At 72.8% G+C, this 23,763-nt stretch carries 24 protein-coding genes and 1 rRNA gene; 3 read left to right on the forward strand and 22 right to left on the reverse strand.

The genetic code is table 11. The features are described 5' to 3' along the window. Positions 1-22 precede the first annotated feature (22 nt). From IEY17_RS11380 to cmk, 5 genes are all read right to left on the reverse strand, one after another. Entirely contained in the window at positions 23-1,105 is a 1,083-nt protein-coding gene (locus IEY17_RS11380) for a sensor histidine kinase (RefSeq protein ID WP_188987299.1), read from the reverse strand. Continuing rightward, positions 1,102-1,779, reverse strand: coding sequence for a response regulator (locus tag IEY17_RS11385; RefSeq protein ID WP_188987300.1), 678 nt, complete (start codon positions 1,777-1,779; stop codon positions 1,102-1,104). The genes IEY17_RS11380 and IEY17_RS11385 overlap by 4 nt, the downstream gene beginning before the upstream one ends. 89 nt (positions 1,780-1,868) lie before the next feature. Continuing rightward, positions 1,869-3,284 carry a ribosome biogenesis GTPase Der gene (gene der, locus IEY17_RS11390; RefSeq protein WP_188987343.1) on the reverse strand — a complete coding sequence of 472 codons (1,416 nt, stop codon included), beginning with the start codon at positions 3,282-3,284 and terminating at the stop codon, positions 1,869-1,871. A gap of 11 nt (positions 3,285-3,295) precedes the next feature. Continuing rightward, the gene (locus IEY17_RS11395) at positions 3,296-3,970 is read right to left on the reverse strand and encodes a lysophospholipid acyltransferase family protein (RefSeq protein ID WP_188987301.1); all 675 of its coding nucleotides are present in this window, start codon (positions 3,968-3,970) and stop codon (positions 3,296-3,298) included. After that, complete coding sequence (cmk, locus tag IEY17_RS11400) at positions 3,967-4,692, reverse strand: (d)CMP kinase (protein WP_188987302.1); 726 nt, start codon at positions 4,690-4,692, stop codon at positions 3,967-3,969. The genes IEY17_RS11395 and cmk overlap by 4 nt, the downstream gene beginning before the upstream one ends. Before the next feature lie 153 nt (positions 4,693-4,845). On the opposite strand from cmk, the gene IEY17_RS11405 reads away from it, so the two are divergent. Together IEY17_RS11405 and IEY17_RS11410 are read left to right on the forward strand one after the other, a co-directional pair. After that, the gene (locus tag IEY17_RS11405; protein WP_188987303.1) at positions 4,846-5,328 is read left to right on the forward strand and encodes a cation:proton antiporter regulatory subunit; all 483 of its coding nucleotides are present in this window, start codon (positions 4,846-4,848) and stop codon (positions 5,326-5,328) included. A gap of 126 nt (positions 5,329-5,454) precedes the next feature. Further along, the gene (locus tag IEY17_RS11410) at positions 5,455-6,630 is read left to right on the forward strand and encodes a cation:proton antiporter (protein ID WP_188987304.1); all 1,176 of its coding nucleotides are present in this window, start codon (positions 5,455-5,457) and stop codon (positions 6,628-6,630) included. A gap of 72 nt (positions 6,631-6,702) precedes the next feature. Here the strand turns inward: IEY17_RS11410 and IEY17_RS11415 are convergent, their stop codons facing one another. From IEY17_RS11415 to IEY17_RS11490, 16 genes are all read right to left on the reverse strand, one after another. After that, positions 6,703-7,464 carry a pseudouridine synthase gene (locus tag IEY17_RS11415; protein WP_188987305.1) on the reverse strand — a complete coding sequence of 254 codons (762 nt, stop codon included), beginning with the start codon at positions 7,462-7,464 and terminating at the stop codon, positions 6,703-6,705. Next, positions 7,454-8,326, reverse strand: a complete 873-nt coding sequence (gene scpB / locus IEY17_RS25350; protein WP_229680039.1) for an SMC-Scp complex subunit ScpB — start codon at positions 8,324-8,326, stop codon at positions 7,454-7,456. The genes IEY17_RS11415 and scpB overlap by 11 nt, the downstream gene beginning before the upstream one ends. Beyond that, positions 8,323-9,171 (reverse strand): segregation and condensation protein A, encoded by an 849-nt coding sequence (locus IEY17_RS11425; protein ID WP_188987306.1) that lies wholly within the window; start codon positions 9,169-9,171, stop codon positions 8,323-8,325. The genes scpB and IEY17_RS11425 overlap by 4 nt, the downstream gene beginning before the upstream one ends. After that, entirely contained in the window at positions 9,171-9,497 is a 327-nt protein-coding gene (locus IEY17_RS11430) for a hypothetical protein (RefSeq protein ID WP_188987307.1), read from the reverse strand. The genes IEY17_RS11425 and IEY17_RS11430 overlap by 1 nt, the downstream gene beginning before the upstream one ends. Then, positions 9,494-10,435 (reverse strand): ParA family protein, encoded by a 942-nt coding sequence (locus IEY17_RS11435; RefSeq protein ID WP_188987308.1) that lies wholly within the window; start codon positions 10,433-10,435, stop codon positions 9,494-9,496. The genes IEY17_RS11430 and IEY17_RS11435 overlap by 4 nt, the downstream gene beginning before the upstream one ends. A gap of 175 nt (positions 10,436-10,610) precedes the next feature. Next, positions 10,611-11,558 (reverse strand): site-specific tyrosine recombinase XerD, encoded by a 948-nt coding sequence (gene xerD, locus IEY17_RS11440; protein WP_188987309.1) that lies wholly within the window; start codon positions 11,556-11,558, stop codon positions 10,611-10,613. Positions 11,559-11,643: 85 nt separating this feature from the next. After that, the gene (locus tag IEY17_RS11445; protein WP_188987310.1) at positions 11,644-12,312 is read right to left on the reverse strand and encodes an NUDIX domain-containing protein; all 669 of its coding nucleotides are present in this window, start codon (positions 12,310-12,312) and stop codon (positions 11,644-11,646) included. 94 nt (positions 12,313-12,406) lie between these two features. Continuing rightward, positions 12,407-14,110 (reverse strand): CTP synthase, encoded by a 1,704-nt coding sequence (locus IEY17_RS11450; RefSeq protein WP_373289869.1) that lies wholly within the window; start codon positions 14,108-14,110, stop codon positions 12,407-12,409. A 247-nt stretch (positions 14,111-14,357) separates the two neighbouring features. Beyond that, a complete protein-coding gene (locus IEY17_RS11455; RefSeq protein WP_188987312.1) occupies positions 14,358-15,296 on the reverse strand; it encodes a copper transporter in 939 nt (312 codons plus the stop codon). After that, positions 15,293-16,477 (reverse strand): putative cytokinetic ring protein SteA, encoded by a 1,185-nt coding sequence (gene steA, locus IEY17_RS11460; RefSeq protein ID WP_188987313.1) that lies wholly within the window; start codon positions 16,475-16,477, stop codon positions 15,293-15,295. The genes IEY17_RS11455 and steA overlap by 4 nt, the downstream gene beginning before the upstream one ends. Before the next feature lie 234 nt (positions 16,478-16,711). Then, positions 16,712-18,490: a DNA repair protein RecN gene (recN, locus tag IEY17_RS11465; protein ID WP_188987314.1), complete on the reverse strand. Its 1,779-nt coding sequence runs from the start codon at positions 18,488-18,490 to the stop codon at positions 16,712-16,714. A gap of 92 nt (positions 18,491-18,582) precedes the next feature. Beyond that, positions 18,583-19,476: an NAD kinase gene (locus IEY17_RS11470; RefSeq protein ID WP_188987315.1), complete on the reverse strand. Its 894-nt coding sequence runs from the start codon at positions 19,474-19,476 to the stop codon at positions 18,583-18,585. Continuing rightward, entirely contained in the window at positions 19,473-20,327 is an 855-nt protein-coding gene (locus IEY17_RS11475; protein WP_308423975.1) for a TlyA family RNA methyltransferase, read from the reverse strand. Before IEY17_RS11475 ends, IEY17_RS11470 begins: the two co-directional genes overlap by 4 nt. 5 nt (positions 20,328-20,332) lie before the next feature. After that, positions 20,333-20,575, reverse strand: coding sequence for a hypothetical protein (locus tag IEY17_RS11480; RefSeq protein WP_188987316.1), 243 nt, complete (start codon positions 20,573-20,575; stop codon positions 20,333-20,335). Between the two features lie 105 nt (positions 20,576-20,680). Beyond that, positions 20,681-21,688 (reverse strand): HAD-IIA family hydrolase, encoded by a 1,008-nt coding sequence (locus tag IEY17_RS11485; RefSeq protein ID WP_188987317.1) that lies wholly within the window; start codon positions 21,686-21,688, stop codon positions 20,681-20,683. After that, positions 21,685-22,512: a hypothetical protein gene (locus IEY17_RS11490; RefSeq protein WP_188987318.1), complete on the reverse strand. Its 828-nt coding sequence runs from the start codon at positions 22,510-22,512 to the stop codon at positions 21,685-21,687. Before IEY17_RS11490 ends, IEY17_RS11485 begins: the two co-directional genes overlap by 4 nt. Here IEY17_RS11490 and IEY17_RS11495 point away from each other — a divergent pair. Then, positions 22,435-23,391: a hypothetical protein gene (locus tag IEY17_RS11495; RefSeq protein ID WP_188987319.1), complete on the forward strand. Its 957-nt coding sequence runs from the start codon at positions 22,435-22,437 to the stop codon at positions 23,389-23,391. The genes IEY17_RS11490 and IEY17_RS11495 overlap by 78 nt on opposite strands. Before the next feature lie 246 nt (positions 23,392-23,637). On the opposite strand, the gene rrf is transcribed toward IEY17_RS11495, so the two are convergent. Beyond that, positions 23,638-23,754 (reverse strand): 5S ribosomal RNA (rrf, locus tag IEY17_RS11500). Positions 23,755-23,763: the final 9 nt, after the last annotated feature.

The following is a 23,763-nucleotide window of genomic DNA, read 5'->3' on the forward strand; positions in this document are numbered from 1 at the left end:
GGCGCGCCCGCCAGCATACGGATCAGCGCTGCTGCGGCAGGACGGCGACCAGCTCGAAACCGCCGTCTTCGGACGGCCCGGCGTCCAACCAGCCACCTGCCATCCGCACCCGCTCCGACAGGCCCGCCAACCCGGACCCGCCACTGCCGACCTCGACCGACCGGCCCTGCGGGGCTCCGTTGCGCACGACGATGCGCAGCACGCCGTCCCGGCACCCCAACCGCACCGTGACACTCGCGCCCGGGGCGTGCTTGGAGGCGTTCGTCAACGCCTCCTGCACCACCCGGTACGCGGCCCGCTCCACCGCCGGCGGCACCCCGTGCTGCTCGGTGAGCTCGGTGGACAGCTCCACGTCCACCCCCGCCCGCCGAACCCGCCCCACCAGCTCCGGGATTCCGCTCAGGCCGGTCGGCTGCCCGGAGGTGCCCAACCCCAGCGTCGCCCGCATCTCGTCCAGCGCCTGCTTGGCCAGTGCGCGCATCCGCCCGGCCGTCTCCCGCGCGACCTCGTCCTGCGCGGTGGCGGCCAACGCCGCCGACTCCACGGCCAGCAACGTGACGTGGTGGCCCACCGCGTCGTGGATCTCCCGCGCGATGCGGGCCCGTTCCTCGGCCCGCGCCGTCTCCGCCTTCGCCGCCAACTCCGCCTCGGTGGCCTCCTCCAACCGCCGCAGGCTGTCCGCCAACTGCTGCCGCAGCGACACCAGCGCCCCCAACGCCATTGGCGCACCCGACGCCACCAGCACGAAGCTGATCGTCAGCATGATCGCCCCGAACCCGAGCGACTGCGTCGCCAGCACCGGCGCCGCCGCGACCACCGCGCACAGCAGGATCCACCCGGCCAGCGGCCACATCCGCGGCTGTGCCCGGCCCAGCGCGAACAACGCCACGATGATCGGCGCCCACCCGAGACCACCGGCCAACGCGGGCAGGCCCAGCAGCACGGCCAACCACGGCCAGCGATGCCGCAACGGCAACACGGCCGCGGCGAACAGCCCCGACAGCAGCGCGTAGCCGACGTGGTCGTGGGCGAACACCACCGCGACCGCCGGAATCCCGACGGCCAACGCCTCCGAGCCGAGCCGCCGCCACCGCACCGGCGTCACCGCCAGTTGCCCGCGCCACCCACGCGCTGCGCGATCAACGCCGCCTGCACCCGGTTCTGCGCCCCCAACTTGCTCAACACCGTCGACACGTAGCTCTTCACCGTCGCCTCGGTCAGCCCCAGCCGCGCCCCGATGTCGGCGTTGGAGCGGCCGTCCGCCAACAACTCCAGCACCTGCCGCTCGCGCGCGGACAGCGCCCGCACCAGCTGCTTCTCGTGCTCGTTGTCGCTGACGTTGCGCAACCGCGGCAGCAACCGCGCGGTGATCCGCGGATCCAGCACCGCACCACCGGCCGCCAGGTCGTGCACCGCCCGCACCAGCACCGCCGGCTCGGCGTCCTTGAGCAGGAACCCGTTGGCGCCGAACCGCAGCGCGTCCTCCACGTAGTCGTCCAGGTCGAACGTGGTCAGCACCGCCGCCACCGGCGCCCCCGGCACCGACCGCAGCTCCCGCAGGGCGGTCAGCCCGTCCTTGCCCGGCATCTGCACGTCGATCAACGCCACATCGGGCCGGTGCGTGCGCACGGCCGCCAGCAGCTCGTCACCGTTGCCGGCCTCGGCGACCACCCGGACGGTGCCGCCGCTCTCCAGCAGCACGCGCAGGCCCCGCCGCAGCATCGCCTCGTCGTCGGCCAGCGCGACCCGGATCGGCCCCCCGCCGTCGTCAGCCCGCACCTCTCGGTCACCTCCCCTGTTCCGAGGGTCGCCAGCAGATTAGCGGGGGCGCGTAAGCGCAGCGCACACACCACCCGAGCGCAGCGTGATCACCGGCGGGCACCCTTGGGCCTGCGCTCGCGGACCCGCACCGAGATCCGCACCGGGCTGCCCACGAACCCGAAGGTCTCGCGCAGCTTGCGCTCCAGGAACCGCCGGTACCCGGCCTCCAGGAAACCGGTGGTGAACAGCACGAACGTCGGCGGCCGGGTCTGTGCCTGGGTGGCGAACAGGATTTTCGGCTGCTTGCCGCCCCGCACCGGCGGCGGGTAGGCCGCGACCAGCTCCGACAGCCAACCGTTCAACCGGCCCGTCGGGATCCGGGTGTCCCACGAGTCCAACGCGGTGCGCAGCGTCGGCGCGAGCTTGGCCACCGCGCGGCCCGTCTTCGCCGACACGTTGACCCGCTCCGCCCAGCGCACCCGCACCAGCTCGCGGTCGATCTCCTTCTCCAGTTGACGACGCCGGTCCCCGTCGACCAGGTCCCACTTGTTGTAGGCGATCACCAGCGCCCGACCGGCCTCCACGACCATGGTGATCACCCGCAGGTCCTGCTCGCTCAACGGCTCCGACGCGTCGATGAGCACGATCGCCACCTCGGCGGCGTCGATCGCCGAGCGGGTACGCAGCGACGCGTAGTACTCCGTGCCGCTGGCGGTCTTGACCCGCTTGCGCAGGCCCGCGGTGTCGACGAACCGCCACACCTCGCCGTCCAGCTCCACCAGCGAGTCCACCGGGTCCACCGTGGTGCCCGCGACGTCGTGCACCACCGCCCGCTCCTCACCGGTGAGCCTGTTCAGCAGGCTCGACTTGCCCACGTTCGGCTTGCCGACCAGCGCCACCCGCCGCGGACCGCCACCGGCCCCGAACCGCTCGCGGGGGCTTTCCGGCAGCACCTCCAGCACCTTGTCCAGCAGGTCACCGGAGCCGCGCCCGTGCAGGCCGCTGACCGGCATCGGCTCGCCCAGGCCCAGCGACCACAGCGCGTGCACGTCCACCACACCGCGCTCGTCGTCGACCTTGTTCGCCGCCACCAGCACCGGCCGCTTGGACCGGCGCAGCACCTTCGCCACGGCCTCCTCGGTCGCGGTCGCCCCCACCCGGGCGTCGACCACCAGCAGCACCGCGTCCGCCGTGTGCATCGCCAGCTCCGCCTGCGCGGCCACCGACGCCTGCAGCCCCTTGGCGTCCGGCTCCCAGCCACCGGTGTCGACCACCGTGAACCGGCGCCCGTTCCACAGCGCGTCGTAGGCCACCCGGTCCCGGGTCACGCCCGGGGTGTCCTGCACGACCGCCTCGCGGCGGCCCAGCAGGCGGTTCACCAACGTCGACTTGCCCACGTTCGGCCGACCGACCACCGCCAGCACCGGCTGCGGCGCCGGCGGCGCCGCGTCCTCGGCCGCGTCGACCTCGTCGTACTCGGCCCACTCGGCCTCATCGGACCACGTGCCGTCCAGCTCCGGCACCGACTCGTCGGTCACGCTCGTTTCCCTTTCACCTCATCCTCGTGCTGGTCCGCGACCAGCCGATCCAGCTCGGCGATCAGCGCGACCAGCTCGGTGCGTACCCGCTCGGTGGCCGCGACCAGCCCAGCCCGGCCCTTGCCGACCGGCAGCGCGAACGGCTCCCCGAACAACACGTCGATCCTGCGGAAAAGCCTACGGCCCCCGCGCGGCACGGGTCGCGTGCCCCGGCAGGCCACCGGCAGGATCCGCGCCTCCGCCGCCCGCGCCAGCCACGCCGCCCCGTGGTGGGCGTTGGTGACATCACCCTCGCCGCGGGTGCCCTCCGGGAACACCGCGACCAGGCCACCGGCGCGCAGGACTCGCACCGCCGCCAGCAGCGGCGTGCGGTCCGCCTCGCCGCGACGCACCCCGAGCTGCCCGATCCGACGCAGGAACCAGCCCAGCGGGCCGCGGAACATCTCCTGTTTGATCAAAAACACCGCGGGCCGCGGCAGCATTCCCAGCAGCAGCGGCCCGTCCAGCATCGAGCTGTGGTTGGCCACCAGCACCACCGGACCGGTGCGTGGGATCCGCTCCGCCCCGCGCACCCGCACCCGGTACGGCAACCGCACGATCCGCCGCGATATCCACTGCCCGAACCGGTGCAGACCGGCTGAGGCGCCTTCGGGCAAGGTTGCGTCGTTCACGGCCTGGTCCGCTCCACGTCCACCCGTAGGCCCCGGTCGTCGACCAGCTCGTGCAGCCGCTCCAGCACCTGCGCCACGTCCAGCTCGGTGGTGTCCAGCTCGACGGCGTCCGCGGCCTTCCGCAGCGGGGCCACCGGGCGGCTGGAGTCCAGGGCGTCCCGGCGCTGCACGTCCGCGTGCGTGCGGTCCAGGTCCCCCGCCCGCCCCTCGGCGATGTCCTGCCTGGTGCGGCGCTGCGCCCGCGCGTGCGCCGAGGCCGTCAGGTACACCTTCAGCCCCGCATCCGGCACCACCACGGTACCGATGTCGCGGCCCTCCACGACCATGCCGCCCGGCGACAACAACGCCTGCTCGATCAACTGCCGCTGCTGCGCCACCAGCTGCTCGCGCACCGCCGCGACGGCCGACACCGCCGACACCGCACCGGTCACCTCTGGTCCGCGGATCTCCCGGCCCACGTCCTCGCCGTCGAGGAACACCGCGGGCGCCTCCGGGTCGGTGCCCATGGTCAGCTGCGCCTCCCTGGCGACGCGCGCCACCTCGGCCTCATCCGCCGGATCCACCCCGGCCCGCAGCACCGCCAGCGTCACCGCCCGGTACATCGCACCGGTGTCCAGGTAGGTCGCGCCCAGCGCGGACGCCAACCTGCGGGACACCGTCGACTTACCGGTGCCCGACGGGCCGTCGAGGGCCACCACACCCCGGAGCCTGGCGTGTGCCACGTCGCTTGTCCTCTCCCCGAAGTAACCGAACCGCACCGGCGATTCGCCGGACCAGCCGTCCATTCTGCCTGGTCCTCCCCCCGAGCATCCCACTCCCCTCCACCCGCCCCCCGGCGGAACCAAAGCGGAAGAATGACCAATAAGGTGAGGAGTGTGGACGTAACAGTGACCCCGCTCCCGGGCCTGGGTACGCGGCAGGACTTCACCACCCGCTCCGGCCACCGCGTCGGCGTGATCACCTACCGCGACGGCCGGCTCCAGCTGATCGTCTCCGACCACGAAGACCCGGACAAGGTGGCCACGTCGGTCGACCTGACCACCGAGGAGACCAGCACGCTGGCCAACCTCCTCGGGGCCCCACACCTGGTCGCCCGGCTCACCGAGCAGCAGCGGGAGGTCACCGGGATCACCACCCGGCAGCTCCCGGTCGCCCCCGGCTCCCCGTACGCCGACCGCACCCTCGGCGAGACGGAGATGCGCACCCGCACCTCCGTCTCCATCGTCGCCGTGGTCCGCGACGGCACCGTGCACCCCTCGCCACGTCCGGACTTCCGCTTCGCCGGCGGAGACCTGGTCGTGGTCGTCGGCACCGCCGACGGGCTGCGCGCCGCCGGCGAAATCCTGGAACGCGGCTGATCCGGCCCCACCTGACCCACCCGCCCAGTCATCACTGACCGGGACACGCGTCACCCACGCCGCAGTGGTCGGCGCGTGCCGAACTTCGACAACTCCATACGCAGGGAACACGCGAGAGGAAACACGGTGCACGACACGGCGATCTCCCTCATCGAGCTGGGAGCGGTGTTCTTCGGTCTTGGCATCCTCGGCAGACTCGCATGGAAGATCGGCGTCTCACCGATCCCGCTGTACCTGCTGGGCGGACTGGCGTTCGGCACCGGTGGTCTCATCCCGCTGCACGGCATCGAACCGTTCACGCACCTGGCCGCGGAGATCGGCGTGGTGCTGCTGTTGCTGCTGCTCGGCCTGGAGTACTCGGCGGGCGAACTGGTCACCGGGCTGCGCCGCTCGTGGCTGGCGGGACTGATCGACGTCGTGCTCAACGCGTTACCCGGCGCGCTGGTCGCCTGGCTGCTGGGCTGGGGCCCGATCGGCGCGTTCACCATGGCCGGGGTCACCTACATCTCGTCCTCCGGCATCGTCGCGAAGGTGCTGGGTGACCTGGGGCGCCTCGGTAACCGGGAGACCCCGGTGATCCTGTCCATCCTGGTCTTCGAGGACCTGGCGATGGCGGTGTACCTGCCGATCCTCACCGCCGCGCTGGCCGGGATCAGCTTCCTCGGCGGCCTCACCGCGGTCGGGGTGTCGCTGGTGGTGATCACGGTGGTGCTGGTGGTCGCGCTGCGCTTCGGCCGGTACGTGTCGGCGCTGGTCGACAGCCCCGACCCGGAGGTGTTCCTGCTGCGGCTGCTGGGGGCGGCGCTGCTGGTCGCCGGGATCGCCTCGGAGCTGCAGGTCTCGGCCGCGGTCGGCTCGTTCCTGCTGGGCATCGCGATCTCCGGGTCCACGGCGGCGAACGCCACCCGCATGCTGGAGCCGTTGCGCGACCTGTTCGCGGCGGTGTTCTTCGTGGTCTTCGGGCTCAACACCGATCCGGCGCAGATCCCGCCGGTGCTGCCGGTCGCGCTGCTGCTGGCTGCGGCGACCTGCGTGACGAAGGTCCTCACCGGCTGGTTGGCCGCGCGGATGCAGGGCATCGGCCGGATGGGTCAGCTGCGTGCGGGCGCCGCGCTCGTGGCCCGCGGCGAGTTCTCCATCGTGATCGCCGGGCTCGCGGTGGCCTCGGGCGCGGTCTCGGGTGAGCTGGCGGCGCTGGCGACGGCGTACGTGCTGCTGATGGCGGTGCTGGGCCCGGTCGCGGCCCGCGTCGTCGAGCCGCTGGCCCGGCTCGTCCTGCGTCGCCAGCCCAGCCGGGCCTGACGTCATCGGGCGGGCGGAACCACCTCCGCCCGCCCGAGTTCGGTCAGCACTGACGTTATCGAGACCGCAGGACTACAGACCGACGGAGCGGTACAGCGCACCGACCTCCTGCCGGTTCAGCGGGCGGATCGCCCCGGGACGCTCGTTGGTCAACCGCACCTCGCCGATCTGCGTGCGCACCAGCCGCTGCACCGGGTGGCCGACGTGCTTGAGGAGCCGCCGCACGATCCGCTTGCGGCCCTCGTGCAGCACGACCTCCACCAACGCGCGGTTCTGGTTGACGTCGACCAGCTTGAACTGGTCGACCTTCACCGGGCCGTCGTCCAGCTCCACACCCCGGCGCAGCCGCCGGCCGAGGTCCTTCGGGATCGGCCCCAGCACCTCCGCCAGGTAGGTCTTGCGCACCCCGTACCGCGGGTGCATCAGCCGGTTCGCCAGCTCACCGTCGTTGGTGATCAGCAGCAGCCCCTCGGTGTCCTGGTCGAGGCGGCCGACGTGGAACAGCTTGCCCTGCCGCTCCCGCAGGTAGTCGCCGATGCACGGCCGGCCCATCTCGTCGGACATCGTGCAGAGGATGCCGCGCGGCTTGTTCAGCATCAGGTGGATCAGGTCGTCGTTGACCATCACCCGGTTGCCGTCGACGTGGATCACCGCGGTCGCGGGGTCCACCCGCCGCCCCAGCTCGGTGACCACCTCGCCGTCGACCTCGATCCGCCCCTCCAGGATCATCTCCTCGGCCGCGCGCCGCGACGCCACACCGGCCTGCGACAGCACCTTCTGCAGTCGGACGCCCTCGGCCTGGGCGGTTTGGGAACGGGAATGCTCAGACGTCATCGATCGAATCCACTTCGGGCAACAAGGGGGCGAGCGGCGGCAGGTCCTTCAGCGACGACAGCCCGAGCCGTTCCAGGAACAGCTCCGTCGTGCAGTAGAGGATGCCGCCCGTCTCCGGGTCGGTACCGGCCTCTTCGATAAGGCCGCGCCCCACCAGGGTACGGATGACGCCGTCGACGTTCACACCGCGTACCGCGGCCACCCGGGACCGGGTCACCGGCTGCCGGTAGGCGATCACCGCGAGCGTCTCCAACGCCGCGCGGGTCAGCTTGGTGCGCTGCCCGTCCAGCAGATAGCGCTCCACGTAGGGCGCGTACTTCTCGCGCGTGTAGAACCGCCACCCGTCGCCCACCCGCCGCAGGTCGATGCCCCGCTCCGCCTCGGCGTAGGCGTCGGACAACCGGTGCAGCGCCGCCCGGACCCGGGCTAGGGGCTGGTCGAGGGTGTTGGCCAGCAGTTCCTCGCCGGCGGGCACGTCCACCACCAGCAGCAGCGCTTCCAGGGCGGCGTCAAGCGCGGAGTCGGACTCCAGGTCGGGCGCGGCCGGGGTCACTTCCGCCTCGGAGTCCGCACCGGTACCCGGTGCGAGCGGCTCGGGGGCGGTTTTCTGCTGCGGCCCCTCCGGCGCGGCGTCCTCCGCCGCTCCCGCGGGCGGCTGGGCTGCCGACGGGACCGGCTTCTCCGGCCGGGCCTCCGCGTCCTGCGCTGACTCCCGTTCGGCACGCTCGTGCGTCGAACCGGCCTGCGGCGCAGTGTTCGGTGCCGGCCGGCCTTCCGCGCCGGGCGCCGAACCCGCCGACCGCGGCGCGGCTTCCGCGCCTGCGGTGGGCGCGGCGCCGACCGGCGGCTCCTGGTCGCTCACCCGTACTCCTCCTCGTCCTGCCTGGCGCGCTGCGCCTCGGCGTCCGCCTGCGCCTGCTCGACGCTGCCGCCGACCCACCGCACGCGGAGCTCGCCCAGCGGGGTCTCCTGCTCGAACTGCAGGACCTTCTCCCGGTACAGCTCCAGCAGCGCCAGGAAGCGCGCCACCACCTCAACCGTGTGCCCGCAGTCCGACACCAGCTCGGCGAACGTGGCACTGCCCTGCTCGGCCAGCCGGACCCGCAGCAGCGCGGCGTGCTCGCGCACCGACACCTGGTGCTGGTGGATGTGGTCCAGCGACACCGTCGGCGGCGGTTTCGGCCGGAACACCGCGGCGGCGATCTCGGCGAACCGCTGCGGCGACACCCCGATCACCACTTCCGGCAGCAGGTTGTCGAACCGCTCCTCCAACGACACCGACCGCGGGTAGCGCCGCAACGCCCCGGCCTCCAGCTCGCCGAACAGCGCCGCGACCTGCTTGTAGGCGCGGTACTGCAGCAGCCGCGCGAACAGCAGGTCGCGGGCCTCCAGCAGGGCCAGGTCAGCCTCGTCCTCCACGTCGGCCGCGGGCAGCAGCCGCGCCGCCTTCAAATCCAGCAGCGTCGCGGCCACCACCAGGAACTCGGTGGTCTCGTTGAGGTCCCACTGCTCGCCCAACGCCCTGGTGTAGGCGATGAACTCGTCGGTGACCCTGTGCAGCGCCACCTCGGTGACGTCCAGCTGATGCTGCGAGATCAGCTGCAGCAACAGGTCGAAGGGCCCCTCGAAGTTGTCCAGCCGCACGGTGAACTTCCCGGTGGAGCCGGATTCCTCCGCCAGCTCCGCCGGAACCGCGGGTTCGGTCACTAGCCGGTCCCCTGCCGCAACCGCTGCACCAGCACCGAATCGGCGCCGCGCGCGTCGAGATCGGCGAGCACCACCGCGACCGCCTCGCGCACCACCCTGCCACGGTCCACGGCGATGCCGTGATCGGCCCGCAGCGCCAGCCGCGCCTGCTCCAAGCTCAGCAACTCCTCGTCGGACACGTACACGGTGATCTTCGCATCGTGCTTGCGCCGCCCCGACCCGGTCCGCCCGGCGGGAGCCGCCGGTGGCGGATCGGTGCGATCCGTCCGAGGAACAGTAGTACGGAACAGTTCGGCCGCGCCCGGCAGGGCGACCCGCCTGGTCATCGGGCGATCACCTCGCGGGCCAGCGCCCGGTACGCCTGCGCGCCCGCCGACCGCGGCGCCCACCGGGTGATCGGCTCCCCGGCCACGGTGGTCTCGGGGAACCGCACCGTGCGGTTGATCACCGAGTCGAAGACGATGTCGCCGAATGCCTCCACCACGCGCGCCATCACCTCCCGGGAGTGCAGCGTCCGCGGGTCGAACATGGTCGCCAGGATGCCACTGATCTCCAGCTTCGGGTTCAGCCGCTCGCGGACCTTCTCGATGGTGTCGATCAGCAGCGCCACCCCGCGTAGGCTGAAGAACTCGCACTCCAGCGGGATGATCACGCCGTCGGCGGCGGCCAGCGCGTTCACCGTCAGCAGACCCAGCGACGGCTGGCAGTCCACCAGCACGTAGTCGTACTCGTCCAGCGCCGGCTCCAGCACCCGGCGCAGCGTCTGCTCCCGCCCGACCTCGGCGACCAGCTGCACCTCGGCGGCGGACAGGTCGATGTTGCTCGGCAGCAGGTCCATGCCCTCGACGCTGGTGCGCCGCACCACGTCCTGGATGGAGACCGACCGCTCCATGATCACGTTGTAGATGGTCTGGTCGAGCTGGTGCGGCTGGACCCCAAGGCCGACGGAGAGCGCGCCCTGCGGATCGAAGTCCACCAGCAGCACCCGGCGTCCGTACTCCGCCAGCGCTGCGCCGAGGTTGATCGTCGACGTGGTCTTTCCTACGCCGCCCTTCTGGTTGCACATGGCGAGGACCTCGGCCGGGCCGTGGCGGTCCAGCAGCGGCGGTTCGGGGATGTGCCGACGTGGCCGGCCAGTGGGACCAAGGCCGCGGGAACCGGACGTCAGGTCGGCGTCCTCCACGTGGCCCGTCGTCTCCGGGGCGATGCTCAGGTCGACCGCGCCCCGGTGCCGCCCCTCGGCGGCGGGCTGCGGTAGCGACATGGCGATCTGACTCCTTCTGGTGCCGGTGGCGATCAAACGCAGCCTAAGTGGCATTCACTACCAGCGGCAACGCGCCTCGCCGGGGTGTCGGAAATGCGTCCGGTTCACTGTGATCTCCTGTGTGATCAACGTCTTACCGGCTGTGCCGCCACCCCGCATGCGCAGCGTGGCCAACTCACCCCGAAGCGTGGGCCCGGGGGTGCGCCATGGCGTAGACCTCCCGCAGTGTGTTCACCGTGACCAGCGTGTAGACCTGCGTGGTCGTGACCGAGGCGTGGCCCAGCAGCTCCTGCACCACGCGCACGTCGGCGCCGCCCTCCAGCAGGTGTGTGGCGAAGGAGTGCCGCAGCACGTGCGGTGACACCGAGCCGCCGATCCCGGCGCGCTGCGCGGCGGTCTTCAACGCGTTCCATGCGGTCTGCCGGGACAGCCGGGTGCCGCGTGAGTTCACGAACACAGCGGCGCTGCCGCGACCGCGCGCGGCCAGGCCCGGCCGCGCGCGCACCAGGTACGCGTCGAGCGCGGCCAGCGCGGGCCGCCCCACCGGAACCAACCGCTGCCGACCGCCCTTGCCGTCCAGCACCACGGTGCGGTTGGTGCTGTCGATGTCGTCGAGGTCCAGTCCGACGGCTTCGGAGATCCGCGCGCCGGTGGAGTAGAGCAGTTCCAGCAGTGCCCGGTCGCGCAGGCCGCGCGCGTCCTCGCCACCGGCGTGGTCGAGCAGCCGTGTGACGTCGCCGACCGACAGCGCCTTCGGCAGCCGCTTCGGCAGGCTCGGCGGTGCGACCTCGCGCGCCACGTCGATCTCCACCAGTCCCTCGGCCTGCGCGAAGCGGTGCAGGCCCCGGGCGGCCACGAGGGCCCGCGCGGCGGAGGACGCGGCCAGCGCGACGCGTTCCCCGGTGCCCTCCCGCAGTTGCGCGAGGAACGCCGACAGGTGCTCGGTGCGCACCTCGGCGAGCTCGGAAACACCTGCGGAGACGAGGAATTCGGCGTAGCGGCGCAGGTCACGGGCGTAGGAGTCCAGGGTGCTGCGCGCGGTGCCGCGCTCGACGGCCAGGTGGTTGAGGTAGCGCCTGATCGCGTCGGCGAGCTTTGGCGGCACGTCGTCGAAACCCTTCACCAGCGACTCCCGGCTAGCCGAACCCGTCCGGGGCACGGTAGCGGACGCCCGCAGCCGACCGCTCCCGTCGCTGTCGCCGCCGCTGTCAGCGGGACTGCCGCTGGTGGAACCGCCGCGGCAGGTCCGGCCATGCGGCGTCCACCGGGCGCGCCTGCTGCCGCCCGTCGCGCACCGCCTGGGCGGCGAGCAGCCCGGCGACCGCGGGACCGTTGGTAATCTCTCCGGCCAGTGCCATGCGCACCGCCTCGGCCAGCGGGAAGCGCCGGATCACCAGGTCGGCCTCCTCGTCGCCGACCGCCGCGGGACGCTCCACATCGGACAGACCGGTGGCCAGGAACACGCGCACGCTCTCGTCGGTGAACCCCGGCGAGGTCGCGACGTCGACCAGCACCGACCAGTCCCGCGCGGCCAGCCCTGCCTCCTCGGCCAGCTCGCGCTGTGCGGTGCGCACCGGTTCCTCCCCGGCCACGTCCAGCAACCCCGCGGGCAACTCCCACAGCCGCCGGCCGACCGGGTACCGGTACTGGTGGATGAGCACCACCTGCTCGTCGTCGTCGAGCGCCACGACCGCGACCGCGCCCAGGTGCTCGACGACCTCGCGGCGGGCCTGCCCGCCGCCGGGCATCCGGACCTCGTCGACCCGCAGCGCGAGGATCCGCCCGACGTGCAGGTCGGTGCTGCCCAGCGTGGTGAACTCGTGCTCGCCGTTGGTGCGCGCGACACCGCTGTCCGTGGTCTTCACGCCGACCACCATAGGAGGTCGCCCGCGACGATCCCGCCCTCACCCGGTCCAGCTACGGGTGACGGGCACCTCCGCCCGGTCGGAGATGCCCGTCACCCGCACAAGATCACACCGACGGGGCGGGTTCCTGGATCGGTTCCAGCTCCACCGGCAGGCGCTCCGCGGCGCGGTAGTCCAGCGCTGCCCGGACAAAAGCCGCGAACAGCGGGTGCGGGCGCGTCGGGCGGCTCTTGAGCTCCGGGTGCGCCTGGGTGCCGACGAAGAACGGGTGCATCTCCCGCGGTAGCTCCACGAACTCCACCAGCCGGCCGTCCGGGGACGTCCCGGAGAACACCAGGCCCGCCTTGGTCAGTTCGTCCCGGTAGGCGTTGTTGACCTCGTAGCGGTGCCGGTGCCGCTCGGCCACGTCGGTCGTGCCGTACGCCTCGGCGACGATCGAGCCCTCCTGCAGCGTCGCCGGGTAGGAGCCCAGTCGCATGGTGCCGCCCATGTCACGGTTACCCGAGATCACGTCGTGCTGGTCGGCCATCGTGCTGATCACCGGGTGCTGGCAGGGTTCCTCGAACTCCGTGGAGTTGGCCCGCTCCAGGCCCGCCAGCGCCCGCGCGGTCTCGATCACCATGCACTGCAGGCCCAGGCACAGCCCCAGGGTCGGGATGCCGTGGGTGCGCGCGTAGCGGATCGCGCCCAGCTTGCCCTCGATGCCGCGCACCCCGAAACCACCGGGGATCAGCACGCCGTCCATGCCGGACAGCGCCTGCGCGGCACCCGACTCGGTCTCGCAGGTGTCCGAGCCGACCCAGGAGATCTCCACCTTGGCGCGGTGCGCGAACCCGCCCGCACGCAGCGCCTCGGTCACCGACAGGTAGGCGTCGGGCAGGTCGACGTACTTGCCGACCAGCGCGATGCGGACCCGCTCCGACGGGTTGTGCACCCGGTCCAGCAGATCGCCCCACACCGACCAGTCGACGTCCCGGAACGGCAGCCCCAGCCGCCGCACCAGGTATGCGTCCAGGCCCTCGCCGTGCAGCACCCGCGGGATGTCGTAGATCGACGGCGCGTCCGGGCAGGCCACCACGCCGTCCACGTCCACGTCGCACATCAGCGCGATCTTGCGCTTGAGGTCCTCGGGCAGGTCCCGGTCGGCGCGGCAGACCAGCGCGTCGGGCTGGATGCCGATGTTGCGCAGCGCGGCCACGGAGTGCTGGGTGGGCTTGGTCTTGAGCTCGCCGGAGGGCGCCAGGAACGGCACCAGCGAGACGTGCAGGAAGAAGCAGTTGTCCCGGCCGACGTCGTGGCGGACCTGACGACATGCCTCCAGGAACGGCAGCGACTCGATGTCGCCGACGGTGCCGCCGACCTCGGTGATCACCACGTCGGGCGTGCGCCCGTCCTCGTCCGGCTCGGCCATCGCCCGGATCCGGGCCTTGATCTGGTCGGTGATGTGCGGGATGACCTGCACCGTGTCACCCAGGTACTCGCCGCGCCGCTCCTTGGCGATGACCGCGGAGTACACCTGGCCGGTGGTCACGTTGGCGTTGCGGGTCAGATCGCGGTCGAGGAACCGCTCGTAGTGCCCGATGTCGAGGTCGGTCTCGGCCCCGTCCTCGGTGACGAACACCTCACCGTGCTGGAACGGGTTCATCGTTCCGGGGTCGACGTTCAGGTAGGGGTCGAGCTTCTGCATGGTCACCCGCAGCCCGCGGGAGGTCAGCAGTTGGCCCAGGCTGGACGCCGTGAGTCCCTTACCCAATGAGGAGGCCACGCCCCCCGTGACGAACACGTGCTTGATCGTGCGTGCTTGCGGCACCAACAAAAGCTCCCCGTGGTCAAGCCGTCGCCTGGCTGGATTTCTGCACTGGCAGGACGGCTGGATCCGTCGCTCCCACGGAATTTCAGCCTAACGCACGACCGGAGTGCGCCGCACCAAGACCCGGTGCTCCCGGGTCTCCGTAACCGCGCAGGTCAACCGCCATCCGGTGCACTGCTGCCGGAGCCGCGACGGCACCAGCGCCCCGCCGCGCGGTCACGGCGGGGCGCTGCCGAGCCTCGAGCGGCTAGTCGCGGGTGCCCGGGACGGGCCCCTGGGCGGTGCTGGCGGCACCGTAGTGCCCGGTCTGCCGGTCGGCCTGCTCGCGCAGCGCCAGCACGACCGCCACCCGGCCCGCGGCGGTGTCGAGGTTGTCGACGGTGGAGAGCACCGAGGCGATCGCCGGATCGGCGCGCGCCACGCCCACCGCACCCGTCCCCGCGGCCGAGCCCGCGGCTCCGGCCAGCACCGCGCCCTGCCCCGAGCGGTCGAGCTGGGTGGCGAACCGGGCCAGCGTCGCGGCCCGGTCGCCGGGATCGTCCCCGGCCATTCGGCCGCCGGTCAGCACCACGGCCAGCTGCGCGGGCCGCAGGCCCGGGGAGGCGGTGGCGAAACCGCCGTCGGCCAGCCCGGCGAACGCCGCGGCCCGTGCCAAGTCGGAGGTCTGCGGCTGCCCGGACTGGGGGTTCAGCAGCGCCAGCGGCCCGATCAGGCTCCCGGCGAGGGTGCCCGGGTCCGCGGCGGTGGGCAGCTGCAGGCCCGCGGGCAGCAGCTCGGTGACCACCCAGCGCAGCTGGTCCGCGCGGTCGGGGCTGGTAAACGCCTCGCCGAGCCGCACCTCCCCGGTGACGTCCGCCCCGGCCGCGCGCAGCAGCTGCGCCACGGCCGCGCGCCGTTGGTCGGACACCTCGGCCGTGATGATGAGCACGACGCTGCGCTGCGCCAGCTGGCCCCGCACCGCCATCGGGCCCACTGCGGCGTCAAACTGCTCCGACGCGGCGACCTGCGCTTTCAGCGCGGTCCGTTCGGCCTCGAGGGAGTCGACCTGCTCCCGCAACGACTGCCGCTCGCCGCCGACTCCGGCCAGCAGGCGGTCGCTGAGCGAGGTGGAGCCCAGCACGACCCCAAGGGCCAGCGCCATAAACACCGCGGCGATCGACACGACGTGGTAACGCAACGACATCACTGGAACAGCCCCCTGAAGAACGCGAACGCGGACTCGGCCGACTCGGCGACCACGCCGAGGAACGCCGAGCCCAGCCCGGAGACGACCAGCGCCACCAGCACCACCAGCAGCGCCGAGCCCACCAGCAGCGCGACGGCCCCGGTGGGCACCCGGCTGCGCTGGAGCGTGGCGACCGCGGCACCGTCGATGACCTTGCTGCCCAACCGCAGCCGGGTCAGGAACGTCGACGGGTTCGAGCCGCTGCGCCCACGGTCGAGGAACTCGCCCAGCGTGGCCTGGAACCCCACGGTGATCACCAGGCTCGCCTGATGTGCATCGGCCAGCAGCAGCGCCAGGTCCTCCGGGTTGCCCGACGCCGGGAACGTGACCGCGCCGATGCCGAGGTCCTGGATGCGCTCCAGTCCGGGGGCGTGCCCGTCCAGGTCCGCGGGGATCACCAGCTCGGCGCCGCACCTGAGCGTCTCGGTGCTGATGCTGTCCGGGTCACCGACGATGACGTCCGGCCGGTAGCCGGCCTGGCGGAGCGCATCCGCGCCACCCTCCACGCCGATCAGCAGCGGCCGGTACTCGCGGATGTACCGGCGCAGCCGCTTGAGGTCGTCGGCATGGCCGTAGCCCGCCGCCAGCACCAGCACCTGTCGGTCGGCCATCGGTACGGTCAGCTCGGGTACGCCGATGCCGTCGAGGATCAGCGTCCGCTCCGTGCGCAGGAACTCGATGGTGTTGGCGCAGAACGCCTCCAGCTGCGCCGACATCCCGGCCTTGGCCTCGATGAGCTGGTCGGCAACCGAGTTGGCGTCCTGCTCGATGCCGCGGCCGATCTCGCGGTCGCCGACGAACACGGCGCCCTCGTGCAGCCGGATCTTCGTCCCGTCCTTGATCCGGTGCGCCAGTTCCGGGCCCACGCAGTCGATGAGCGCGACCCCGGCCGAGAGCAGCACCTCGGGGCCGAGGTTCGGGTACCGCCCGGAGATCGACGGGGCGGCGTTGACCACGCCGACGACCCCGGCCGACACCAGGGCCTCGGCGGTGCGCCGGTCGAGATCCGCCAGGTCGATCACCGCGATGTCGCCCGTGCGGACCCGGCGCAGCACGTCACCCGCGCGCCGCTCGACCCTGGCGATCCCGACGACTCCGGGCAGGTTCTCCCGCTGCCGGGCAAGCAGACCGCTGAGTTTCATGCACCGATGGTGACAAATCGATCACCCGGCGCTGCTCCGCCACGCCGAGAACACTGCTCCATTGGTCGTCAGCAACATTCGTCCATATGGCCCAGAGCACCGAAGGGCTTCGGTGCGGGCCTGCGCCGATCCCGCAGCGACCGGGCGCTTGTCGGCGATCACGCGCGTCGGCATCCGTGCCGACCCTCGTCGCCGCCGGAGTACCTCGGGAGGTCCGGCCGGTCCGCGCGCCGGTCACTTCTTCCTGCGGCGGAAGCGGTTCTGCGCCAGCTTGTACGCCGTCGCGTTTTCCAGCAGTTCCTCGGCATGCGCGCGGCCGGTCTCCGTGGAATCCATCCCGGCCAGCATCCGCGCCAGCTCGGCCACCCGCTGCTCGTCTGCGACGACCCGCACGTCACTGCGGGTCAGCCCGCCGTCGCCGGTGCCCTTGTCCACCACCAGGTGCCGGTCGGCGTAGGCGGCGACCTGCGGCAGGTGGGTGACGACCACGACCTGGTGGGTCCGCGCCAACCTGGCCAACCGCCGCCCGATCTCCACCGCAGCCCGCCCGCCGACGCCCGCGTCCACCTCGTCAAACACCAGCGTCGGCACGGTGTCCGCGTCGGCGAGCACGACCTCCAGCGCCAGCATCACCCGCGACAGCTCACCGCCGGAGGCGCCCTTGTGGATGGGCAGCGCCGGTGCGCCGTGGTGCGCGATCAGCCGCAGCTCCACCTCGTCCACACCGTCCGGCCCCGCGTGCAGGGTCCGGCCGTCCACCTCGAGCGCGTGCGGGTCGCCGGGGTCGGCCTCCTTCGGCTGCACCACGACCTCGAGCCGGGCCTGCGGCATGGCCAGCCCGGTCAGCTCCTCGGTCACCGCCGCCGCGAGCCGACCGGCCGCCTCCCGGCGGGCCGCCGACACCGCGGTGGCGTGCTCGGCGAGTTCGGCGGCGAGCTCGTCGCGGCGCGCGGCCAGCGCGGCCAGCGCCTCCTCCGAGGTGTCCATCCCGGCCAGCCGGGTCCGCGCCTCCTCCGCCCAGGCCAGCACGCCGTCCACGTCCGCGGCGTACTTCTTCGTCAGCTGCTTGAGCTCCGCCTGCCGCGCCAGCACCTGCTCCAGCCGCGCCGGGTCGGCGTCCAGCCGGTCGAGGTAGCTGACGAGTTCCCCGCCCACGTCAGCCAAGAGCGCGGCGGCCTCCGCCACCCGCGGCTCCAGCTCGCGCAGCACCGGGTCCTCGGCGGCCGACAACCGCCGCCGGGCCTCCCCGATCAGCCCGAGGGCCCCCGGCGCGTCCGGGTCGCCGTCAGTCGCCCCGGTCAGCGCCAGCTGGGCACCGGCGGCGAGCTCCCGCAGCTGGTCGACGTCGGCCAGCCGCCGGGCCTCGTCCACCAGCGCCTCGTCCTCGCCCGGTTCCGGGGCCACGGCCTCGATCTCCGCCAGCCCGTGCCGCAGCAGGTCGGCCTCGCGGGCCAGTTCGCGGGACCGCTCGGTCCGCTCGGTCAGCTCCCGGACCGCCTCGGCCCATTCGGCCCGGACCCGCTGGTAGTCGGCCAGCACCCGCAGCACCGAGTCCCCGGCGAACCGGTCCAGAACCGAGCGCTGCTCACCGGGCCGCAGCAGCCGCAGCTGGTCGTTCTGCCCGTGCACCGCCAGCACCTGGTCCGCCAGCTCGGACAGCACCGCGTTGGGCACCGATCGACCGCCGAGGTGCGCCCGCGAACGCCCGTCAGCGGTCACGGTGCGCACTGCGATCAGGCTCCCGTCCTCGTCGGGCTCGGCCCCGGCGTCGGCGGCGACCTTGGCCGCCGGCGAGCCGAGCGTGGTCTGGAACCGGCCTTCCACGGCGGCACGCTGCGCACCGGCGCGGACCCGGGAGGCGTCAGCCCGGCCGCCACCGAGCAGGTGCAGCCCGGTGACCACCATCGTCTTGCCCGCGCCGGTCTCGCCGGTGATGACGGTCAGACCCTCGTGCAGTGCGAGCGTGGCGTCGTCGATGACGCCCAGTCCCTGGATGCGCATCTCCGCCAACACAGCAAGCACCCTACTGGCACCGCCGGACGCACGGACCCCCGCTGGGCCGATCAGCACGCGGATCGTGACCAGACCGGCCGACCGTTCCTGCGCTACCGGCCGGCGGGGCCGCGCCAGCCCTGCACCGGCAGCTCGAACTTGTGCACCAGACGGTCGGTGAACGCCGTGTCGTGCAGCCGCACCAGGCGGATCGGGGTCTTCCCGGCCACCACCTCGACGCGCGCGCCCGGCGGCAGGTCGAAGTGCCGCTGCCCGTCGCAGCTGAGCACCGCGTGGTGCCCGTGCTGGTCGATCTCCACCGCGACCAGCGATTCCCGCGACACCACCAGCGGGCGCGCGAACAGCGCGTGCGCGTTGCTCGGCACGACCAGCAACGCCTGCACCTCCGGCCACACCACCGGTCCACCGGCGGAGAACGCGTACGCCGTGGAGCCGGTCGGGGTGGAGCAGAGCACGCCGTCGCAGCCGAACGCCGAGACCGGGTGGCCGTCGACCTCCACGACGACGTCGAGGATCCGCTCCCGGCTGCTCTTCTCCACGCTCGCCTCGTTGAGCGCCCAGGTGCGCGCCAGGACCTCCCCGTCGAGCTTCGCGGTGACCTCCACGGTCATCCGCTCCTCGACGTGGTAGCGGCCCTCCACGACGGCGGCGATCGCCTCGTCGAGGGCGTCGGAGTCAGCCCCGGCCAAAAACCCCACCCGGCCCAGGTTCACCCCGAACACCGGGACATCGGCCAGCCGGGCCAGTTCCGCGGCCCGCAGCAGGGTGCCGTCGCCACCGAGGACCAGCACCAGTTCGGTGCCCGCCGCGGCCTGCGGGCCGGGCGCGACCACCTGGCAGCAGCAGTCCGGGCCCAGTTCCGGCGCCTCGTCGGGGAGCACCCGCACCCGCAGGCCCGCGCCGACGAGCTGACCGGCGACCTTCTCCGCGGTGCGCAGGTTGTGCTGTCTGCCGGTGTGCACCACCAGCAGCACCTCTCGGGTCAACGGCCACTCCCTTGCCGGTGCGGGCTCCTGACTGCAGTCTGCGGCCCCCGTCGAACCGCGTCCACCACCAGCTCCTCGGCGGCTGCGGCGTCCACCGGGGCATCCGGCCGGAGCCACACGAAGTACTCGACGTTGCCGGACGGGCCGGGCAGCGGGCTGGCCACCGCGCCGCGCAGGCCCAGGCCAAGTTCCGCGGCGAACCGCACGACCTCCAGGACGGCCTCGGTGCGCAGCAGCGGGTCGCGCACCACGCCGCCCGAGCCAAGCCGCTGTTTGCCGACCTCGAACTGCGGTTTGATCATCGGCACCAGGTCGGCGTCCGGGGTGGCGCAGGCGACGAGGGCGGGCAGGACGAGCTTCAGTGAGATGAACGACAGGTCGGCGACCACCAGGTCCACCGGCCCGCCGATGTCCTCCGGGGTCAGCGACCGCACGTTGGTGCGGTCGTGCACCTTGACCCGCTCATCGGTCTGCAGCTTCCACACCAGCTGGCCGTAGCCGACGTCCACCGCCACGACCTCGCGCGCCTCGCGGCGCAGCAGCACGTCGGTGAACCCGCCCGTGGAGGCGCCCGCGTCCAGGCAGCGCCGACCGGCCACCGACAGGCCCTCGGGTTCGAATGCCTCCAGCGCGCCGAGCAGCTTGTGCGCCCCGCGCGACGCCCAGCCTGGGTCGTCGACGTCCGCGGCGACCACCACGGGTGCGTCGATCTCGATCGCGGTGGCCGGCTTGCGGGCCACCATGCCGCGCACGCTCACCCGCCCCGCCGCGACCAGTTCGGTGGCGTGCTCGCGGGACCGGGCGAGCCCGCGACGAACCAGTTCGGCATCCAACCGCGCCTTGCGTGGCACTCCCGTCAGCTCCTGTGCGCACTCGTTCCGGAGAGGAAGTTGTCGGCCTTCGACAGGGCGTCGGTGAGTGCGGCGTGCACCGCCTCGAACCGCTCGACATGCTCGGAAACCGGCAGTTCGCGCACGTCGTCGAGCTCCGCGAGGGCCGTCTCGATAGCGTCGATCGCAGGCTGGCCGTCGTCGGCCGGTCGCGCGAACATCGCGGGGCTGGGTGCCGGGGCCCCGCCCTGCTGCCCTGGAGAGGTCATCTGCTCCTGCTCCCCTCGATCACGCCGCTGCAGTGGCGACGTGTCCACGCTAGCCGAACGTCACGACAGTGACACCGCGACATGCGCCGCAATACGGGCGACCGCTCAGGCCAATCCCAGGTGCCGCAACGCATCCTGCGCGCGCTCGTCGACGCCGCGCACCGCCACGGGGCCCGCGGCCGTGGGCCACCACGCCGCGCACAGCGTCCGCAGCGCCGCCAGCGCGTCCCCCGCCTCACCGGGTTGGGTGGAGAGCTCCAACGCGTCGCCGTCCACGCGGACCTTCCAGCCCGGCTGCTCCGCGATCGCCGATTCCGCCGCCGGGCGGTGCAGCGCGCGCAGGTCGGCGGCGACGTGGTCGGGACGCTGGTCCGGGGTGGCGGCCAGCAGGTCCGCTGCGGTACTGACGCCGGTGAGCACCATCAACGACGGCATCCCGGCGTGGACCGCTCCCGCGATGTCGGTGTCCAGCCGGTCGCCGACCATCAGCGGCGCCTGCGCCCCGGCGGAGCTGACCGCCCGGTCCAGCAGCGGCCGCTCCGGTTTCCCGGCCACCACCGGTTCCTGCCCGGTCGCGGCCTGCAGGGCGGCGACCATGGCGCCGTTGCCGGGGACCTCGCCGCGCTCGGTCGGCAGGGTGCGATCGCTGTTGCAGGCCACCCACAGCGCACCGCCCCGGATCGCCAGGCACGCCTCGGCGAGGTTCCGCCAGGCGGTCTCGGTGGAGTGGCCCTGCACCACGGCTACCGGGTCGTCGGCGAGGTCACGGACCGGGACCAGCCCGACCCGGTCCACTTCGGACACCAGGGCGGGGGCACCGACGACGAGCACCCGGGAACCGGGCGGCAGCTGCGCCGCCAGCACCGCCGCGCCTGCCTGGGCGCTGGTGCTGACCTCGGTCGGCGCCGCGGTCAGGCCGAGACCGGTGAGGTGCTCGGCCGCCGAGCTGTCCGATTTGGACGCGTTGTTGGTGACGTACCGAACCGTGACGCCACGCCGGTGCACCTCGCGGATGGCCTCCAGCGCGCCGGGGACCAGTTCACCGCCCCGGTACACCGTGCCGTCGAGGTCGAACAGCACGACGTCGTGGCCGTCGAGCAGCGTGGCGCTCACTGCGCTCGCGCGCCTCCCTCTGCGTCCGCGCCGGTTGCCAACGCCTCGTCCTCGTCGTCCTCGGTGAGATCCGGGCTCACGATGTCCGTCTGAAGCTGGTCACCGGCCTGCTCGTCGGCATCCTCGTCATCGTCGGTCAGATCCGCGCTGGCGATCTCCGCCTGAAGCTGGTCACCGGCCTGCTCGTCGACCTGCTCCTCCGTGGCGGCGGACACGAGTTCCTCGACGGCGTCCGGGCCGCCGAGCTGCTCGGCGAGCTCGTCCAGGCGCTCGTCGGCGTCGGTCTCGCCTTCGTCGTCGGCGTTCGCCGCGTGCACGAACCAGGTGAATGCCTCCTCCGTGCGCCCGGCCGCCAGCAGGTTGTCGGCGTAGGCGTAGAACAGGCGCGCGCTCCACGGCTCCTGGCGCCGCGGGTCGAGTTCCGGGATCTGCAGGCTGACCACCGACGCCTCGACCTCGCCGAGGTCGCGGCGAGCACCGGCGGCCACGATCCGCAGTTCGACGGCGTCCTCCACGTCGAGCAGCGTCGCCTCCTGGCTGCGGCTGAGCTCCACCGCTCGTTCCGGGCGACCCAGGGCGCGCTCGCAGTCGGCAATGATCGCCAGATGGCCGGGACCACCGGCCATCCGCCGCACCGCACGCAGCTCGGACAGCGCCTCGTTCCACTCACCGGCCAGGTAGGCGGTGAGCCCGTTGGCCTCGCGGACCGACGGGATGCGGGAGGCGCGCTGGCGCGCGAAGCGCGCGTGCTGCAGGGCGCGTTCGGGCTCGGAGTCGATCAGTTGTCCCGCCGCGACCAGGTGCAGCGCGACCTTGTCGGCCAAGCCCTTGGGCAGCGACCGCAGCTGGCGCCGGACCTCGATGTCGAGTTCAGCGGGGTCCAGGCCCTCAGGGAGTTCCGGTTCGCCGCCCTTGGCGGGCCGCTCGACGGTCTCGTCCTGCGGAGCGCGCTGCAGCTCGGCTTCCTCCGGTGCCTGCTGCTGGGCCTCGCGGCGGACGTCGCGGCCCTGCCGGTCGTCCTGACGCCGGCCTTCCCTGCGCGGCCGGTCATCTCGGCGGCGGTCGTCAGCACGGCGCGGGCGGTCGTCACGGCGGACGTCGCCGCGGCCCCGCCGGTCATCACGGCGGAAGTCACCGCGTCCGCGATCGTCCCGCCGGAAGTCGCGATCGCGGTCGCCGCGGCGAAAGTCACGCCGGTCCCCGCGACGGAAGTCACCACGGTTGTCACGGCGCTCGTCCCGGGAACGGTCGTCACGGCGGCGGTCGTCGAACCTCCGCTCGCCGCGCTGGCGGTCGTCGCGCCAGCCGTAGCCGCCGCGACGGTCCCCGCGGAAGTCATCGCGGCCCCGGTCGTCGCGCCGGAAGTCACGCCGGTCGCCCCGACTGTCGTCACGGCGCGGCCGGTCGTCCCGCCGGAACTGGCCGCGGCCGCGGTCATCGCGACGGAATCGGGTTTCGTTCTCGTTGCGGAAGCCGCCCTCGCGGCGACCGTAGCCGCCGCGGTCGTCGCGACGTCGGCCGCCGCGCCGGTCCCGTCCGCGGTCGTCCCAGCCGCCGCGGTCATCCCAACCGCGGTCCTCGCGGTTGTCGCGGTAGCCACGGTTGTCACGGTCGCCGTGGCGGCGGAAGCCACCACCGTCGTGATCCCGACGCTGATCGCCGTAGGGGCCGCCCCGGCGGCCGTGGTCACCGCGGCCGCCTGAGTTGCCACCCCGGCCGGTACCGGCCCCGCGGCGGTCCCCGCCGCGCCTGTCGTCGGAACCGGACACCGAACCTCCTGAAAGCAGAAAAAAACTGAAGACACCACCAGGGTAGTCCCACCTCGTGGCGGGTCCTGGTGGGTGGCCGCCCCGTTGTGACGGGAGGCAACTCCTGACATGAAAAAAATGAGGGCCGACCGGACATCCGTCCCGAAAGGACGGAACCGGTCGGCCCCCACCCAAACAATGTGTCGGCGGTGTCCTACTCTCCCACACCCCACCGAGTGCAGTACCATCAGCGCTGGGGAACTTAGCTACCGGGTTCGGAATGGGACCGGGCGTACCCTCCCCGCCATCGCCACCGACAACCCACAC

The organism is Saccharopolyspora thermophila (assembly GCF_014646075.1).
GTDB lineage: Bacteria > Actinomycetota > Actinomycetes > Mycobacteriales > Pseudonocardiaceae > Saccharopolyspora > Saccharopolyspora thermophila.